15 protein-coding genes and 1 pseudogene are annotated in these 18,658 nt (G+C 35.7%); 3 read left to right on the forward strand and 13 right to left on the reverse strand.

Annotated features, from left to right (window positions below):
- Positions 1-20: 20 nt before the first annotated feature.
- The 13 genes and pseudogenes from G7Y56_RS14235 to G7Y56_RS14295 form a co-directional block, all read right to left on the reverse strand.
- Positions 21-728 carry a LytTR family DNA-binding domain-containing protein gene (locus G7Y56_RS14235; protein ID WP_165044451.1) on the reverse strand — a complete coding sequence of 236 codons (708 nt, stop codon included), beginning with the start codon at positions 726-728 and terminating at the stop codon, positions 21-23.
- Positions 725-1,789, reverse strand: coding sequence for a sensor histidine kinase (locus G7Y56_RS14240; RefSeq protein WP_165044453.1), 1,065 nt, complete (start codon positions 1,787-1,789; stop codon positions 725-727). The genes G7Y56_RS14235 and G7Y56_RS14240 overlap by 4 nt, the downstream gene beginning before the upstream one ends.
- Positions 1,780-2,355: a histidine kinase gene (locus G7Y56_RS14245; protein WP_165044455.1), complete on the reverse strand. Its 576-nt coding sequence runs from the start codon at positions 2,353-2,355 to the stop codon at positions 1,780-1,782. The genes G7Y56_RS14240 and G7Y56_RS14245 overlap by 10 nt, the downstream gene beginning before the upstream one ends.
- 566 nt (positions 2,356-2,921) lie before the next feature.
- Positions 2,922-3,818: a DUF6268 family outer membrane beta-barrel protein gene (locus G7Y56_RS14250; RefSeq protein WP_165044457.1), complete on the reverse strand. Its 897-nt coding sequence runs from the start codon at positions 3,816-3,818 to the stop codon at positions 2,922-2,924.
- A gap of 512 nt (positions 3,819-4,330) precedes the next feature.
- A complete protein-coding gene (locus tag G7Y56_RS14255) occupies positions 4,331-4,837 on the reverse strand; it encodes a flavodoxin (protein WP_165044459.1) in 507 nt (168 codons plus the stop codon).
- 20 nt (positions 4,838-4,857) lie between these two features.
- A complete protein-coding gene (locus tag G7Y56_RS14260; RefSeq protein WP_165044461.1) occupies positions 4,858-6,894 on the reverse strand; it encodes a thiamine pyrophosphate-dependent enzyme in 2,037 nt (678 codons plus the stop codon).
- Between the two features lie 28 nt (positions 6,895-6,922).
- Entirely contained in the window at positions 6,923-8,254 is a 1,332-nt protein-coding gene (locus G7Y56_RS14265) for a dihydrolipoamide acetyltransferase family protein (protein ID WP_165044463.1), read from the reverse strand.
- A gap of 142 nt (positions 8,255-8,396) precedes the next feature.
- A complete protein-coding gene (locus G7Y56_RS14270) occupies positions 8,397-9,143 on the reverse strand; it encodes a biotin/lipoate A/B protein ligase family protein (RefSeq protein ID WP_165044465.1) in 747 nt (248 codons plus the stop codon).
- Positions 9,144-9,155: 12 nt separating this feature from the next.
- Positions 9,156-10,505 (reverse strand): dihydrolipoyl dehydrogenase, encoded by a 1,350-nt coding sequence (lpdA, locus tag G7Y56_RS14275; protein ID WP_165044467.1) that lies wholly within the window; start codon positions 10,503-10,505, stop codon positions 9,156-9,158.
- Between the two features lie 252 nt (positions 10,506-10,757).
- A pseudogene (locus G7Y56_RS14280) lies at positions 10,758-11,657 on the reverse strand (UDP-3-O-acyl-N-acetylglucosamine deacetylase); the annotation flags it as partial.
- Positions 11,658-11,751: 94 nt separating this feature from the next.
- Positions 11,752-12,366 carry a TetR/AcrR family transcriptional regulator gene (locus tag G7Y56_RS14285; protein ID WP_165044469.1) on the reverse strand — a complete coding sequence of 205 codons (615 nt, stop codon included), beginning with the start codon at positions 12,364-12,366 and terminating at the stop codon, positions 11,752-11,754.
- Positions 12,367-12,480: 114 nt separating this feature from the next.
- On the reverse strand, positions 12,481-13,248 hold the full coding sequence (locus tag G7Y56_RS14290; RefSeq protein WP_165044471.1) for a TIGR03915 family putative DNA repair protein: 768 nt from the start codon (positions 13,246-13,248) through the stop codon (positions 12,481-12,483).
- 1 nt (position 13,249) lies between these two features.
- Positions 13,250-14,518, reverse strand: a complete 1,269-nt coding sequence (locus G7Y56_RS14295) for a putative DNA modification/repair radical SAM protein (RefSeq protein ID WP_165044474.1) — start codon at positions 14,516-14,518, stop codon at positions 13,250-13,252.
- Positions 14,519-14,800: 282 nt separating this feature from the next.
- On the opposite strand from G7Y56_RS14295, the gene G7Y56_RS14300 reads away from it, so the two are divergent.
- The 3 genes from G7Y56_RS14300 to G7Y56_RS14310 all read left to right on the forward strand — a co-directional run bounded on the left by G7Y56_RS14300 (position 14,801) and on the right by G7Y56_RS14310 (position 18,618).
- Positions 14,801-17,005, forward strand: coding sequence for a fimbrillin family protein (locus tag G7Y56_RS14300; RefSeq protein ID WP_165044476.1), 2,205 nt, complete (start codon positions 14,801-14,803; stop codon positions 17,003-17,005).
- A 150-nt stretch (positions 17,006-17,155) separates the two neighbouring features.
- Positions 17,156-17,773: an inorganic pyrophosphatase gene (locus tag G7Y56_RS14305; RefSeq protein WP_165021866.1), complete on the forward strand. Its 618-nt coding sequence runs from the start codon at positions 17,156-17,158 to the stop codon at positions 17,771-17,773.
- The gene (locus G7Y56_RS14310) at positions 17,770-18,618 is read left to right on the forward strand and encodes a metallophosphoesterase (RefSeq protein WP_165044478.1); all 849 of its coding nucleotides are present in this window, start codon (positions 17,770-17,772) and stop codon (positions 18,616-18,618) included. Before G7Y56_RS14305 ends, G7Y56_RS14310 begins: the two co-directional genes overlap by 4 nt.
- Positions 18,619-18,658: the final 40 nt, after the last annotated feature.

Below are 18,658 nucleotides of genomic sequence, written 5' to 3' on the forward strand. Positions count from 1 at the left end.
TTCGTTATAGACTAATTAAGTCAACGTTTCTTCATTACAAAATCAGCCAAGAAAGATTCTCTATAACTGTTTCCAATAGATATCTCGTATGATTTTAGAAAAATATCATTATTGTCGAACGAGTCTATGTGTTGGCTATTAATTATGTACGATTTGTTTACCCTCAGAAATGTACTCTTAGGCAATTCCTCATGGATTGTTTTCAGATTCATCTTAGTGATTATCCGTTGATCTTCGAGCTGGACGATAACATAGTCTTTCAATCCTTCAATAAAGAGGATATCTTTAAAATTGACTTTAAAAAACCGGCGTTCTGATTTGATGAAAATATATTCATTCTCTATATTTTCTATATCATCTTTCTTATTTAGTAATAAAGCCTGATAAGTTATTGCCTTATTTACAGCTTTCTCGAATCTATAAAACTCTACAGGTTTTATCAGGTAATCTATCGCTTCGACTTCGTAGCTATTCAGCGCATATTCGGCATAAGCGGTAGTAAAAATAACCAAAGTACTCTTAGGTATATTGCGGGCAAATTCCAGACCGGTTATATTTGGCATTTGTATATCCAGGAATATCAGATCCACAGGATTAGCTTCCATAAATTCTGATGCAGAAGTTGCGCTGTTGAAGCTGCCAACTAATAGTAGTTGGGGCATCTGATCGACTAATAGTTTTATTCCTTTGCGAGCTAATGGCTCATCGTCTACTATTATACAGTTCATAATTTTAAATGCAGATTTACAGTATAGGTTATTTCTGTTTCATTAAACGATAAAGAGTAGTTTTCATTGTATAATAATTCTAATCTTCTCTTTATATTGGACAACCCTAGCCCACCCTGTTCTTTTTTTATCGGAATTGCAGGTTTGGAATTTTCACAAATAAACGAAAGTTCGTTATTTTGGACTTCGAAGTACAAGTGAACATAAGACAGATTATTACTATCGGGATTGTGTTTCACCGCATTCTCTACAAATGGAATAAAGAGTAAGGGCGGTATTTGTATATTATGGATATCACCTTCTTTTGATACAATATATTCAAAATTATCACGGCGAATTTTTTCTAAATCTAGAAAGCTACTTAAAAATAGAATATCTGCACTGAGAAATACTTCATTGCGTGTACTATCATTTAGTTGATATTGTAGCATATCATTTAACTTTACCAACATCTGCGATGCTTCGTCAGGATCTACTTTCATCAGTATATTCGCATTGTTAAGCATATTGAATAGAAAGTGTGGGTTGATCTGATTCTTTAATTGTTGGAGTTCCGATTGCATGGTGGTCTCTTCCAGTTCGGTGATTTGTTTGTCATAGAGTGTCCATCTGCGAAATAATTCTACACTGGTAGTACCCACAACGATAAGTGAAAGAGTTACAAATGCAAAAGCAATATTAATTATAGAAAGTGAATCCTCGAGCCATGCATCATCTTCAATAATTCTATAATATTCTGGTATAGAGTTTAATGATATTGCTAGACTCAAAAGAGCAATGGAGATAGCAATTGCGAATAAAATGGCATATCTAGAAAACAGGTTCTTCACTAGATATCTTGGAATCAATAGATATATGTTAATATATATGGGAAATGCAAATGCGGGCAAACTAAGAATAAATGCATAGAAAAGTCCTCTTCCCTTGAAGCCTGAAAATACATTTAGATAAGCAAAAAGTACTAATACAACAATCAGACATAGGTATCTAAAATATTTGAATTTAGGATTTACCAGCAAATTAGTGAGTACAGCAGTCTGCCCATTATTCTTTATAGACATAATTGTAAACTGTTTATATTATTAATATCATTTTGTTCTATAATTAATTTATAATTTTTTCCGTACAATAATTCTAATCTTCGAGATAGGTCATCTAGCTCTATATCTTTCTGTTTAGTGCTAGCCAAAGGATATATGCAGCTGAAATAAAGCTTATCTTTTTTTAATTCAAAAATGATTTCAATAATAGGATCTCTATCTAATTTATTGACGGTTATATATTTAATTGCTTTTTCGACTATGGGAATAAAAAGAAGAGGTGAAACCAAGGCCTGATTCGTATTCCCATTAGCAATTACTGTAAAATCAAAGTTATTGCTATGGACTCTCTCCAAATTAAGATAATCTTTAATGAAAGAAATATCAGCACTTAATAGTACCTTATCTCTTGTACTGTCATATAATTGATAGCGTAATAAATGACTTAATTTATGTAGCAGCAATGATGCATTCTCCTGATCTTTTTTTGCTAAAACATTTGCTTTATTAAGCATTCGCGAAAGAAAATCAGGCTGAATAAGGCTTTTGAGTTCTTTGAGTTCTGTTTCTAATTTATCTTTTTCCAACTGTTTAATTTGCTGATCGTGTAACATCCATCGTTGGAGAAATACGGTAAATGAAAAAGCAAAAAAATAGAAAGCAATTGCAAGTGTGTTTGCAATAAGAAAAGCAATTAACTGGGAATCTGATTTGATAATTCGATCTACTACTTGGAGGTTCTGCTCCGTCTTATAGGTTAAAGTAAGAGTAATAGACAGCGTGAGAAATATAATTCCCGAGAAAGAAAGAATATATGCCTTAAACTTATTCTCGAATAATAATTTCGGTATTAATACATAAATATTTAAGCATATTAAACCCCAAAAAGTTAGCGTGAGGAGTATAAATAAGTATGTAACCAAATTATAATCCATTATCTGGTTAAGATCAACGAGAAATCCATGCAATAGTATTGAAGATAGGATGATGAGAAGTATTAGATGTCTGACTATTCTATATCTGGGACTAATCAAAAATCTACTCCAATACTCCCCACTGTATAGCTGTTCTTTGTTCTTTGGCATTAATTCTGTCTTATTCTATGATTCGTGCTAAAGTAGTAATATATCCTGTAACGGTAGAATTTCCTATCTTAAAATCCATATTTTATTGCTACGGCCACATAAGGAGCAACAGAAAAGTGAGGGTCATGTTCTCTTTCCTTGAAAAATGCTTTTAAGCTTCGCTCTTGAAAATAGGCCGCACGATATGCTGACACACCGGCTGTGATTGGTACAGATAATGATTTACTAATCTTAAACTCGGGCTGAATACCTGCCACTACATATTGGTGGGTAAACACCATATCTTTACCATCTTTCTCAACCAAAGCCATCATTCCACTCATTTCCCCTACTACTTTCAGATTCAGATACTTATTAAGTTCCATTCCGGCCGATATTTCTATTGCATCTATTAACGAGATTCTTACTTGATAACGACCTTCGGTTCTCCAGTTGAGATAAAATGCAGGAAATACCATTGGGTAGCCGAATGCATTGTTCAAAGCAAGACCGCCACCAATATCTAAAGCAGGCTTTAAATGTCTAATAAAAATAACACCCCCGTGTCCCATAACATGTTTGAAACGTATATTTGATATTTGGGTGTCGTCTGTAAATACACCTACTCCAATGCTGGCTAACATAGACCATTTTTCGCTGATAGGTCTCATATGCATCAAACCTATCTGAGCATTCAAAATTTCGGGCGTGTAATATTCTTTAGATAGTCCTTTACCTCCTAAAGAAGCATAAGAGCCACCTAGACCGATAGCCCATGCCGTTGGGCGATTGTTTTCGTTTAATTTCGTTGAAAGAGGTATTTTAAAACCTGCCTGGATAATTTTGGCATCTCCACTCCCTCCTGTCTTTTCGTTATTTTCGTCTTTGTAATTAGAAGAACCTATATATTCTGTTCTTACAAATGCCTGTGCATTAGCTTCAATGCTAATTATTAGTAGTAAAATAGAAATAAATGCTAGTTTCATTGTGTTTTTTAATTGAATGTTTCGACGAAAGTAGATTGTTTTTGATAGTTAATGTGTGATAATATACTTTCGCTGTTATATAGTATACAAAGCATTGTATTCGGTATAGATTTATATTTCGATGACGTACAATAACCCTTAAAATAGATTCAATTCTACTTAATAACCTATTTATTTCATATAGTTAAAATTTAAAATAATTACCTCCGTGTGATAAGTTAAAATATATCAGCACTTATGGACGTAACATATTTATGTCATTCATTAGTCAGATAAAGTATTTCTATAATCTGAAATTAATTTTGGAGGAAGAACTTGCAGTTTTAAAAGAGGAATTGGGGGCATAAAATATGGATAGAATCTTTGCGCAAATATTCCACTCTTATAAGTGCCAGTGGTGAAAAAGAAAGCCTTTCTTTTTTCGAGAAACAAAAAGAAATTATTGAGAATATGATATAAAAGATAAGCCCTTTATTCAATCGAATAAAGGGCTTTCTTCTTATGATACAGAATTACTTGAACTCTTTGTTGAGTTGTTTCACCCAATCATTTATTCGCTTATCTGTTTTATCAGATTGATTTTCCATATCTATTACCAAACCTTGGAATTTTCCATCCTTCAATGCTCGTGAGTGAGCGAAGTTATAGCCTTCCGGCGATGTGAATCCAACCAGCTTTGCTCCTATCGATTCGAAAGTTTCAGCTAATATTCCGACTCCATCTACAAAATTATCGGGGTATCTTACCTGGTCTCCTAATCCGAAAATAGCAACTTTTTTACCGTTTAATTTTAGAGACGTTAATTCTGGTATAACTTCGTCCCAATAAGTTGGTAATTCGCCATCGAACCAAGTCGAAGTCCCAACTATCAAATGGTCATATTTTTCGAAATCTTTCTCCCATGCATCCTCCACTGGTATTATATCAATCTTTACAGGTTCGAATGCTTTTTGAACCCTTTCAGCTATAGCTTTTGTTTTGGTTGTACTTGTTCCATAAAACAGTCCAATCTTTTTCATAGTTGACTATATTTTATAATTTAATATTCCAGTAATTTCTTTGCGGCCTCATAAATACGTTCTTCTCGTGGCAATATAGCCTTTTCCAGAATCGTATTAAAACCTACAGGTGTAAAGGTAGCACCTATACGTTGAATAGGTGCATCCAGATAGCGAAACATTTCGGTTCCTATCATAGCCGCCAATTCAGCACCGAATCCCGAAAATACTTTGTCTTCATGAACTACAAGTACTTTACTGGTTTTCTTTACCGATTCGAAGATAGTTTCTTTATCTAAAGGTATTAACGAGCGAATATCTATTACTTCTATATTTAAACCGTCTTCTTTGGCAATCTGATCGGCCACATTTAAGCAAAAATGAGTAGTATTACCATAAGTAACAATTGTCAGGTCATTACCCTCACGGCGAATGCGTGCCTTCCCGAACGGAACTTCAAAGTCATCGGGTATTACTGTAGATGATTCTACTGCATTGTATAGTGATTTTGGCTCTAGAAATAGAGTAAATCCTTCCGATCGCATACTTGTGCGTAACAGCCCTGCTGCATCATCAGCAAAAGATGGGTAAACTATACGTACGCCGGGGAATGTAGATAATGCACCTTCTATATTTTGAGAATGGTATATACCTCCACCGATATATCCGCCTGAAGCTAACCTTAACGTAATATTCGGCGAGTATTTACCATTGCTTCGCCAATAGTCGTGTGTACACTCTACAAATTGTTCCATTGCCGGCCAAAAGTAGTCAGCAAATTCAGCTCCTTCTATCACAATCCGTATTTTAGAGTCGAATCGGCTCATTCCATTTGCTGTACCTACAATATAGTCTTCGGCAATAGGTGCATTAAATACACGTTCTTCGCCAAATTCTTGTTGCATACCTTTCGATACATTGAATACGCCTCCTTTTTCTTTGTTAGCCATATCTTGTCCCCAGATAAAAGTATCGGGGTTGTGTCGGAATTCAGCTTTCAATGTTTCGTTAAGAGCCGTAACAAGGTTTTTCTTCTCACCTTCTTCGTTATGTGTTCCATCCACATATTTCTTAGGTAAATATGGATCGGGAATAACAAAATCGTAGATACTTTTCGGATCGGGATCAGGTGCAGCTAATGCTTTACGATTAGCGTCTTTCAAGTCTTTTTTAACTTCTTCTTCTATTTCTTTTAGTTCAGCGTCAGTGAAGCGTTTGTAGCGCAACAGCATGCGTTGAAATTTGAGTAATGGATCGGCAGCTTTTACATAAGCCAATTCATGTTCATCTCTATACAATGTTTGTTTGTCGGAGTTGGAGTGAGAACCTATACGTACGCAATTTGCCTGTACGATAACAGGGGTTCTGTTTTCGATTGCATATTCGCGGGCAAAAGTCATAGCATTCATCGAGTCGAATACATCTTTACCATTGCAATGTACAATTTTAAGATTCTTAAAGCTTGCAAAATTATCCGCTACCTTGCGGTTTGCAGTCTGATCTTTTTTAGGGACAGAGATGCCATAACCATTGTCTTGTATGACAAATATTACAGGTAGGCGTTCGTTCGATGCGCCATTTATAGCTTCGTATACATAACCTTCGGATGTTGCAGCTTCACCATGTGATGTGATGGCAACACCTCCACTTTTATAATAAGAGATTGCACGTGCCACTCCTACCGCATGCAGATCGTGATTACCCGTAGCCGAGGATACATTTTGTATACCCCATTCAGGTTTTGCAAAGTGATTAGACATATGGCGTCCGCCGCTGGCAGGGTCGGTAGCTTTAGATATTCCGTTCAGTATTATTTCTTCGGCTGTCATTCCTGCCGATAATACTGTAAGCATATCCCTGTAGTATGGGAACAGGAAATCTTTTCCTTTTTCAAAAACTTGTCCCATAGCCAATTGTATACCATCGTGTCCCGCATAAGGAGCGTGGTATGACCAGCCTAGCGATTGCAATAGGTATGCAGGTGCTTTTTCGTCAATAGCTCGTCCTAGTTTCATCAGATAGAACCATTTTTTCAGGGTTTCTTTATCTGTTGTTTTTATATCGAATTTCTTCTTCATAATTATTTTATTTAAGCATGCTTAATTATTAAGCATTCCAATTTTCTAAATAATCGGCTATACGACGCAAAAAGTTTCCGCCTAACGAACCATCTATTACACGATGGTCGTACGATAGAGACAGATACATCTTTTGTCTGATAGCTATAACATCACCTTCCGGAGTTTCAACCACAGCAGCTTTCTTTTCTATTGTACCTACACCTAAAATAGCTACTTCGGGTTGATTTATAATCGGAGTGCCGAATAAACTCTTGAACGAACCGAAATTGGTAATAGTAAATGTACCGCCTTGTATGTCGTCCGGCATTAATTTGTTAGCACGTGCCTTACTTGCAACAGCAGAAATAGCCGAAGCAAGACCGCTAATACTTAGCTTATCTGCATCTTTGATAACCGGTACAATAAGATTACCGTCGTTTAACGATACGGCAATACCTACATTGATACGTTTTTTAAGGATAATATTATATCCGTCAACCGACGCATTCACATTCGGGAAATCCCTCAATGCTTTGGCTGTGGCTTCTGCTATAGCCGGCATATAAGTAAGACTTATTCCTTCGCGACGCTTAAATTCATTTTTATTTTGTTCGCGCCAGCGTACCAATTTAGTTACATCTACTTCCACTACATTGGTAACATGCGGAGATATTTTCTTAGATGCAACCATACGGTCGGCTATTATACGGCGTATAGGATCCATTGCAATTACTTCATCGCCAACTGCTGTTGCAACTGGACTAGCAGGTTTAGGCTGGCTGCTTTGTTGTGGTGCAGATGTCGCTGCAGGTTTTTCTGCAGTTGCCGTTTTTTGCACAGGAGTAGGTGTTACGCCTTGTTTCTTTTGGTCGATATAATGTTCTATATCCTTTTTGCTTAAACGACCCAGATAACCGGTTCCGGTAATTTTATCTAACTCCTCATTAGAAAGCTTAGCTTCTTTAGCTTTTTGTAAAACTACAGGTGAATACCATTTCTCATCGTCTCCTTTCACATTTTTAGCTGGCGTGGCAGGTGCTTCAGCAGCAGGAGTTTGTTTTTCTTCTGCTTGTGCCGGAAGAGCCTCTTTCACTTCTTCTTTCGGGCTTTCGGTAGTGCTATCTCCTGAGTCTTCTCCTTCGAGTTCTATCACTGCGACAACTATACCTACGGCTACAGTATCTCCTTCTTCGAAAAGAATTTTAGCTACCTTTCCGGCTACCGGCGATGGTATCTCTGCACTTACTTTTGCTGTATTTACCTCGAATAAGACATCATCTTCATTGATGATATCCCCTACTTTAACAGACCACGACATTATGGTTCCTTCTGTAATACTTTCGCCCAATTTGGGCATTTTTATATCAAATGTTGGCATAGAAATTATATTTTAGGGTTTTAAACCCGTTTATAGTGCTATAATGAATTTAGTGCTTATTATGCTAAAGCAGTAAACAAGGTCTATGACCTTTTATTAACAATTAAACAATGACAATTCGGATAAAGTTTTCACACTTAGACTATTTTAGAGAATAAGAATTGAAATTCCATTCGGGTGTCAGATATTTAGCCTCTTTTAGGTTTTGAATATTTATAATATCTTTTTTATCAAATGCATATATCTTATTTTCTTCATTCTTTTTTCTGAAATAATCTAATATGAATTTCTTAAAATCATTTATATCAAAAGAATTCGGTACATACTTGCTGATATTGGTTACAGGACTTTTCACTGACTTTACATATACCTTTTTGCTGGCCTTATCTTTATTCTCAGCTTCTTCCGGATCACCTTCTAAGGTAGCTACAAGGCTACTCAGATCGGAAGAGAATAGTAAAGTCGCATGAAACATAGCTCTGCCTTTATGCACACATTGAGCGCTTCCCGATACTTTCAAACCATCTATATTTATTGCTCTGCGTGCATCCGATTTAGCCTCGATACCGAGTTCAGACAAAAGGTCTACAATCTCTTGTGTGAATTTATCGAAATTAATATTGCTATTGGTTTCAATAAATGTAAGATTGAGATTTCCCATGTCATGAAATACAGTTCCACCACCGGAAAAACGGCGTACCACTTTAATGTTATTTTCCTGTACAAAGTCAAGATTAATCTCAGCCGGTACATTTTGGTGTTTACCTAAAATAACGGATGGTTCGTTTTGCCAGAGCATAAAAATATCTTCCGAAAAATTCTTTAGCAGATATTCTTCAGCAGCGATATTGAAATACGGATCAACGTTTGTATTGTTTATACAGAGCATTATTAAGGTATATCAGGCAAATAAAGATTCGTGAAAAATTTCGCTAACTGTTGGATGCGGGAACACTTGTTTACTAAAATCGTCAACTGTATATCCTTTTTCGATAGCGATACCTGCAATAACAATAAGCTCGGAAGCGGGATTACCAAGCATATGGCATCCGATAATACGTTCGTCTTTGTCGATAATCAGTTTGCAGAGTCCGTTTCCAATTTCATTTTCAGCAACAAATCGCCCCGAATAGGCCATAGGTAGCTTTAACACATCGTAAGCTATACCATTTTCTGTCAGTTCTTCTTCTGTTTTACCCACTCCTGCAATTTCAGGATTGGTATATACAACACCCGGAATAGCTTTATAGCTCATACTATCGTCTACGCCTAAAATGTGATTAATCGCTACTTCTCCTTCGCGAATAGCAGTATGGGCAAGTAGAGAGAAACCTGTTATATCTCCGGCAGCATATACTTGCGGATGACTTGTTTGCATAAACTCGTTTACTTTCACTCCGTTTCGTAGTAGTTCGATATTCAGTTTATCCAAGCCTACGCTACTGATAATAGGCTTGCGTCCTACACTTACAAGTGTTTTTTCAGCTTCGATGGTAATTGTTTTATTATCTTTTTCTACAATAACACCCTTAGGAGTAACTTCTACAACTTTTGTTTTCAGATGAAAATCAACACCTTTTTTTGTATAATCAGCCCTTAGCATTGCAGAAGTTTCTTTATCCATGGCACCCAGTATCTCAGGCATCATTTCAATTACACTAACCTTTACTCCCATGCTATTGAAAAAAGAAGCGAACTCAATACCAATAACCCCACCACCGATAATGGCAAGAGATTTAGGTAGCTCCTTTGACTCAAGAGCTTCTTTAGATGTCCAGTACTGAGTCTCAGATAACCCCTTGATTGGTGGTATAACTGTTTCGGAACCGGTACATACTAATACATAAGTTACTTGATATGTATCTTTACCACATGCGATGGATATATTTCCATCTTTCTCTCCTGTAATAGAGGCTTCACCCTCTACAATAGTAACTCCGCCTCCTGTCAATTTCATTTTGACACCTGAGGTTAATTTCTTAACAACCTTATCTTTGCGGTTGATAATTTTGCTTAAATCAAATGTTGGATTGCCTTCTACAGAAATTCCGTATTTGGCTGCACTTTTTATATTATCTAATGTTTTAGCTGAGTACAATAGTGTTTTGGTGGGAATACACCCTTCGTTTAGACAAACACCCCCTATTGCATTTTTTTCAAAAAGGATAGTCTTCAAACCGTTAACAGCAGCCTTTTCAGCAGCATTATAACCAGCAGGACCACCTCCAATAATAGCGATATCAAATTCCATATTTAGTACTTATTGGTTAAATCTATTACATAGAACAAATAATAGATGCAATTGGTTTACAGAAGTCGCTAATATATTTTAGTTTCAGTTTATATAATGTTCTGTTTACTCATCCAAATGCAAAAAATAACCAGACCTGCAATGTATTGCAAGTCTGGTTGAAAGTAGTGTATAAGTTATATAGAAAGAAAAAAAATGTTTTTAACAGTATAGATATTTCACCCCTACTTGTTTTTTGTCTTCGACCATGCATTCGCGTATGGCTCTCGCAAACATATTATTAATCTTGTGTCCAGGGCAATCTGCTATAACTTTTCCTTTTATAAATTTACCAACTAAAGCTATATCGCCTATTATGTCCAACAATTTGTGTCTAGCAGGCTCATTAGGATATATAAGGGGTTTGTTCATAATGTATCCTAAGTGTGCAGCATTTTTTCTTTTCACACCCAATAGGTCGGCTAGAGAATCATAATCTTTTTGATCGATTGGATTATCGTAAATAACAATCGCATTATCGAGATCACCTCCTTTTATAAGATTGTTCCGCAATAAATATTCTATTTCTTTTACGAAGACAAAAGTTCTGGCAGGAGCAAACTCTTTTGTGAACTCCGACAGGTTTTCCATGCTGGCATCCTGGTTTTTAAGAAAGCATGAGTCGAAAGATATGCGCGATTGGATACTGAACGAATTATCGGGGATGAGTATCAAAGACGATCCTGTTTCTTTATCTATTACTTTTATTTTTCTTTTCTTGAGATCAAGATACTCCCTTTCAGCATCCTGTTCTATAATTCCTACTTCCTTTATTTTAGATACATACATAATCGAACTGCCATCTAAAATAGGGAATTCGGGTGCATCTACATCAATGAGACAGTTATCTATTTCGCTGGCGTAAAGCGCTGCAAGAGCATGCTCTGTTGTGCTAACTTGTATTCCATTGACACATAGTACTGTTCCCCGTTGAGTCGCTGATACATTTTCAGCTAAAGCATCTATTATTGGTTGATCGAAGATATCAGTACGCCTGATTTTATAGCCATGATTCTCTGGGGCCGGATTGAAAGTAATGCGTATATCTAAGCCAGTATGTAGTCCTTTTCCTTCGAGAGAAAAGCTGCTTTTCAGTGTTCGTTGTTTGATCATAACTATATTGTGAATTAATGAAAGTGTATACTTGATTTATTTCTATTTTATTGATATTTAGACGTGAACGATCGTTCATTATTGTATGAAAAAATTATACTTTTATCAAAGTGAATAAATAATCCATAACTTCTTTTCGCCTATCTATATCCCTCATTATGTCTAAGGCAAATTTTGATTCATCAAAATCCTGATCAGAGGTTTCCTTTAGACATGCATTTACAAACAGGGTGCTCATTATTTTTATATCGATATCTGCTCTTATCTCTTTCGCTTCTATACTGTTTTTTAATACTATCTCCCAGTTGTTTACAATACGTGAATAAATTTCTTTAAAGCGGGTAACAAAATTAGGATAATGCTTAGCTGCTTGTATAATTAATGCCGTATAGTTTAGAAATGCTATATGCGTAACACCAGATTTTATAAAAACAATAGCCATCAATTTTTGTCGGCGATGCATAGTTTCAATAAATGTTTCCGTGGTTTTTTGCACATCGACATTTTGCGATATTCTATCATATACTTTGAAAAAATACTCATCTATTACTGCTAAGAAAAGTTCTTCCTTGCTTTCGAAATATCTGTATAACACGCCTCTTGACATGTTCAGTTCTTTTTGTAAAACTGAAATAGATGCGCTGTCGTATCCTTTTGTCATAAAGACGTCGAAGGCATTTCTTAATATGTACTCTCTACTATATTTCATAAATAATATCTATAAATGAACGATCGTTCACAATGCAAATGTGAGAAAATAAAATCATTATTGAAGGGCAAAAAGCGTTAAAAAATGTTGTGTATTTCACCTATTGGGGATATCTTATTGTTTTTCAGTTAGATATTTCCAAAATCTTTTGGGCATATGTTGGCGCTGAAGTTTTAGGTTGATACGTTCTTTGATAGTCATCGCCTTAAAGTAGCCTTTCCATAGATCCTGAAATAATTTCTCGTCTTCTGCCATCAGCGATTCGTCCAGTTTTCCGCTTAAAATATGATCGTCGTCAGTCAGTGTAATTTCCACAGTGGTCTTTAAATCATAGTAATAGCCGTATTTACGTTTCAGATCATAAATTACCCACTTTTGATCCGAAAACCGATCGGTAAAATGATCTATCGCTAACGGAAGCGCATTATAGAGAGGGACGATGGGGGCAAAATAAATATCGTCGGCTGCTTTCTGAAAACGTATGAATTGCTTTAAAGAGTGTTGTTCCTTGTCTACTTTCTTTGCAAGTTGATGAACTTCCAAAATATCATTGTCTCCAAAATTCATTTCTATAGATACCGATGACTTATTATCGAATGCCTTACGAATATATCGGAATATAAGGTCGTCGCTACCAACTAACTCTGATAGCCATACGTACGAAAGCATATTGCACGCAGATTTTGATAGCTTTTCGTGTAAAGCCTTCCACACTCGAGATGCTTTGTCACTCTGAGTCATTACAGTATAACTTTCTTCCATAAACATTGGTGCAACATCACCTTCCGCCAACAATTTATCAGGGAATGTTTTTCGATTATAAGCATCAAAAACAGCAGTTAATAGGCCTTCAAATGTTTTATCGTAGAAGAATACTATCATATCAATCGGGAAAAATAATAGCTAATTGCCGTTGATCCTGATCACCTTTACTCTTCTTGGGTTCTGTAAGTATTTTTCGTACATATTCAGGAGTTGCTTCATGTACAGTGTACATTGGTAACTCGTTACAAGTGATAAAATATTGTGCTTTTTTCATTACGATTCCCATTTTCTTAAGCTGCATCGCATTCAGTTTGCCGTATCTTCTCGACGTTACGATTAACTGTGCTGACTTAACACCAATACCGGGAATGCGGAGTATTAAAGCATAATCAGCCTTATTGACATCAACGGGAAACATTTCGGGATGTCGTAATGCCCACGAAAGTTTGGGATCTATTTCTAAATCAAGATTAGGATAGGCATCATCAACTATCTCATTGGCATTAAACTGATAGAAACGCATCAGCCAATCAGCCTGATACAATCTGTTTTCCCTTACCAATGGCGCTTGTTTGATCGCAGGTAGGCGGTTATCATAACTATTGACAGGAATAAACCCTGAATAATACACCCTTTTCATACTAGGTCGCCTATATAGTGCTGATGATACACTTAGGATATCTTTATCACTCTCCGATGTAGCACCTACAATCATTTGGGTACTCTGTCCCGCAGGAACAAATCGCGGAGCTGAACGGAATTTGCGGCGATCTTCCAAACTTTGCAACATTCCTTGCTGAATATATTGCATAGGTTTGTAAACGCTTATATGATCTTTCTCGGGAGCTAGCAACTTGAGATTCTGTTCGGTGGGTATTTCTATATTTACACTCATGCGATCAGCGTATAGGCCGGCTTCGTTAACGAGTTCCTGACTAGCACCTGGTATGCTTTTCATATGGATATACCCATTATAACGATAAGTGGTACGAAGTTCTTTAACTACTCTCACCATACGTTCCATTGTATAATCGGGATTATTTATTACTCCCGAGCTAAGGAAAAGACCCTCTATATAATTACGACGATAAAATTCGATAGTTAATTCGACTAATTCCTGTACTGTGAAGGTCGCACGCCGAATGTCATTACTTCTCCGGTTGATACAGTATGCACAATCATAGATACAATTGTTAGTCAGCATTATTTTCAGTAAAGAAACACACCTTCCATCTTCGGTGAAGCTATGACATATACCCATTCCACCTACGGTATTTCCAATACTACCCCCTTTATTTTTTCGGATAGTACCACTGGAAGAACAGGAGACATCGTATTTTGCCGATTCTGCCAGAACTGTAAGTTTTTCGAGTATGTTATCATTCATCTACTACAAAGAAAAGTATTTCAAACGATAGAATCTACAAAAGAAATCTTAAAAGATAGTGTTTTGTTGAAAAGAATTTTCCCTGATAAAAAAGGAAATAATCAACTCGTAATCAGATTATTTAAAAAATGTATACACATAATGCTTCATAGTCTCAATATTTGTATTTATATTTGCAACAATAAAGCTTTACGATTTGTTAACTAAACTACGTCTTCTATTATGTATATAAAATATATTTATTAACACCTTCCATTATTAACAATTTTAACATTAAATTTTATGAAAACAATCTGTTTAAGAGCGGTTATATTTATAACCTCTCTGATTTTACTAAGTGGATGCGACGATAACACTCAGGAAAATAATTTCCAGAATAACAATGAAGTGAGATTCGAGTCTGCCATGACCATAGATAATCAAGAAAAATCAACTAAAATTACACAAGATGAATTGAATCCGGATAAATCCAAATGGGAGGTCAATGATAAAATTGGTGTTTTAGTTGTAAATAAGGAGTCTACGGAAGTCTTGAGCGAATATAAAAATTTACAATTCAAGGCATTGGAAGGCAATAATGCTACAGCTTTCGAAGCAGTGGGTGAAAAAATTTATTATCCTGAAGATGGAAAAAGATTGGTATTTAAAGCCTATTATCCATTTATTGATAATAATCAATGGCAGGAAAACGAAGTAGCGATAGATCTGACAGATCAGACGGATTTGAGCAAGCTGGATTTACTGTATGCCACTGCCAATAATGGAAACAATGGATATGCGACAGCCGATCAAAATACTCCGGTTTCTTTGGTATTCAAACATCAGCTTTCGATGCTAAGCATGTCTATCGCATCGTCGGATAACAGTAGTTTAGAAATTAAAATCCAAAATACTCCCGGCAAAGTATTATTTGACGTGAAAACCGGTCTTTTGAAAACCGAAGAAAGCAGTAAAGAATCTACGTTCAGCATACCTCTGAATAAAAAGAACAATAAGTATGAGAGTGTATTGTCTTCAATAGAATCGGATAATGCGGTGTTGATAATTAAACAAGGAGACAAAGAATATAAGCACGAATTGTCGAAAACCTTTGCAACGCTGGAAAAAGGAAAAAAACACAAGCTCAATATAACCATAAAAAACGGTATGCTTGCCAATGGAAATATTGAAGAATGGGGCGAAGAAAACGGAGAAGATGTAGTATTGGGTAATGAAGATATCAACGATAAAGAAATCCTGTTGAACCTGCTAAAGCTTAACAACGAACTATTGCAGGCAGAAGGAAAGAAGTTAACTGTTTATGTTGAGCATCCTATCTTGATCGGCAGTGCTCAAGAAGCTAACTGGGCTGAAGAAAATGATGTGACAAAATGGAAGGGCGTAGTATGGAAATCGATATCAGGTAAAGCAAGAGTGGTGCAAATTAACCTTAGCAAATCGAATATCAAAAAATTCTCACCAGACTTTAATAAACTAACTGAACTAGCAATCCTTGATCTTTACCAAACAAATATAACAGATATAAACCCTATTTCCGGAAGCATGGGGCTGAAAATTCTATCTATGCAAAATTGCGATATGATGGAGAATATAGAATTGCAAGACCTTCCTAGTTTGGAATTGATCGATTTTGAATATTGCCAAACTATTAAAAAAGTGAACCTCAATAATATGCCAAAACTTGAGACGTTGGACTGTACATTCCTTAGAACACTTACTGAGGTTACTATGAAGAATATGAATACAATAGAATATATTGGTTTTCTCGAATGTGATAAGTTGGAAAAGCTATCCCTAGATAATATGAATAATCTTAGAACAATTGATTTATCCATGACAAATATTAGTGATTTTTCTTTTTTATCTAAATTGAAAAGCCTTAAAGATTTCTATTATTTTACTGATAACACTTCTAGAACCATAACTATAGCACCCCTAGTCGACCTTGACAATCTTGAGTCTTTAGCAATTGGCGGAGCGAGAATAAATGATATCTCGGGTTTATCTGGTTTGCATACCCTTAAACATTTGGATATAAAAGGCTCAAAAGTAAGCAATCTAACCCCTCTGGCCGGACTGAATAATCTTGAGAGTCTGATTGTCGGAGCTTCGCAACTAAACGACATATCTTCGTTGTCAGGACTTTCTAAACTGAAATCATTAAGTATTTATAATTTGGCAAACACAATCGATTTATCTCCAATATCAGGATTAGCAAATTTATCGTTGACATTATATAATTCTTCATCTGTTAACGATATTTCATTTGTTTCTGGATTAAGTAATTTAAAGGCATTGCAGGTTACCGAGTTCAATAATCTGAGTTCTATAAATTTGTCTGACATGACAAATCTAACAAGTTTGAATATAGGGCAGTGCGCATTATTAACAAATGATAATATACGTATTTGCGGAGTTATAGACTGGGAAAATATACATTTATCGCCGTCCTTGGCTACATATAGAGCTAACATATTTTGTCACTAATGTGACCGTTCGAATTTTTTGGTAAATAGAAAAAAACAGGGTTTAAGTTTTATACTTGAATCCTGTTTTCATATTTGTAAGCAAAAGATGATGTTTTAACAATCTTTATGTATATTTGTTTTTATTATAAATTAGATAAGTAATATAGAAATGAATGAATTAAAATTTAAAGCCCACCCTTGGCATGGTATCAGCATTGGTAAAAATGCACCTGAAGTAGTAACTTCATTTATTGAAATAGTACCTACTGATACTGTAAAATATGAGGTGGATAAAGAAACGGGTTATTTGAGTATCGACCGTCCTCAGAAATATTCCAATATAATACCAGCCTTATATGGTTTTATTCCTCAAACATTAAGTGCTTCGAGGGTTGCAGAATTAACGAATATTCAGCTGAATCGGACTGATATAGAAGGAGACGATGATCCTATTGATATCTGCGTTCTGACAGAAAAGGATATTACACATGGCGACATTATAGTGAAAGCACGCCCTATAGGTGGATTTAGATTATTAGATCATAATAAAGCGGACGACAAGCTTATTGCTGTTTTGGATAATGATGCTATCTATGGCGAATATAAAGATATAAATGACGTTCCGCGCAGTGTTATAGAACGTCTGAAACACTATTTCACCACTTATAAAGATTTGCCGGGGGATAAAGAGCCTCGCTGCTTATTGACAGGGGTATATGGTGTAGATGTGGCTTATGAAGTAATTGAGCGATCTATTCAAGATTATAACGAGTTTGTCGGAAAATGACATTTAGGAAAAAGAATATATTGATTCTCCTTATATCGGCCATTTTCATCACTATTATACCTTTAGTGTACAGTTATTATGAAGCCAGGAATATCCGGCTGATAAAATTGACATTTACTCACAAAGATATCCCGGAGGGATTTGTAGGTAAGAAAATAATATTCATATCAGATATACATTGCGACCGGTACTTTACAAGTGAAGATGTTGCCAAGCTAGTCAATAGAATAAATGAAAGAGAACCTGACATAATAATAATCGGGGGAGATATAGTTTCTAAAAACCCTAGGTATCTCCTACCCTTTTTTGTTGAAATAAAGAACTTAAAGAGTAAGTATGGCACTTATTTCGTATTAGGAAATCACGATCATTGGGAAGATCCTGTACTTATCAGTCAGCAAATGACAGAATGTGGTTTTCATTCATGCGACAATCAATCGTATTGGATTAAAGTGGGTAATGACAGTATAAAGATTGGTGGTGTCGGAGATTTCTGGGAAGATGTGCAGATTATAGGGAATACGACAGACGATGTCAAGATTCATGATTTTTGTATTCTTATTTCTCACAACCCCGACTATTTGGAAGTACTAGATAGCGATCATGTAGATCTTATGTTATCGGGTCATACACATGGGGGGCAAATCACATTTTTTGGTTTATGGGCTCCTATTATGCCTAGCACTGGGCATCCCGAATATATGCAAACAGGAAACAAATATAGATATGGCTGGCTAAAAAAGAATAATATATCTCTGTATGTCACATCAGGTATTGGTATGGGAGGTTTTCCCTTTCGTTTCTTTGCCCCTCCTGAAATAGTAGAAATTACATTAAAAAAATAAGTTCATAGTTTTGACATGCTATGAACTTTTCCGTTATATT

This window comes from Dysgonomonas sp. ZJ709, from assembly GCF_011039195.1.
Classification (GTDB): Bacteria; Bacteroidota; Bacteroidia; order Bacteroidales; family Dysgonomonadaceae; genus Dysgonomonas.